This window comes from Singulisphaera rosea, assembly GCF_054877945.1.
The window spans coordinates 1-391 of the sequence record NZ_JBTYIP020000114.1; the positions used below are offsets into that span (position 1 = coordinate 1).

Annotated in this window: 1 rRNA gene; it reads right to left on the reverse strand. The window is 66.5% G+C overall.

Annotated features, from left to right (window positions below):
* Positions 1–323 precede the first annotated feature (323 nt).
* Positions 324–391: ribosomal RNA gene (locus tag ACYOEI_RS41190) — 16S ribosomal RNA — on the reverse strand; the annotation flags it as partial.

The window sequence follows — 391 nt, forward strand, 5'->3', positions numbered from 1 at the left end:
ACCCCCGACGCCGAGGCGTCGAGACTGCTCCAGGATCTGCCCCACTGGCCGCTGGCCAGGGGGCGGGGCCGAACGCATCGGCCACGCCCCGCACCCAGCGGTGGGAACATGGAAGAGGCCCCGGGAGATCCGCCCACGGATGGGCGGGACCCCGAGACGCCTTCTCGATCGATCGTGGGTTCACATCTTTCGCATGCAGACCCCCGTGGGGAGCCGGCGTGGGTACGCCTGATTATTGGAGACGGTGCCGATGCGGCCTCGACATGCCCGAGGGCCGAAGCCCCTGGGCCGGTACGGGCCGGGTTTTCCAAGGTTGTCCTTAGAAAGGAGGTGATCCAACCGCAGGTTCCCCTACGGTTACCTTGTTACGACTTAGTCCCCATCACGGGTT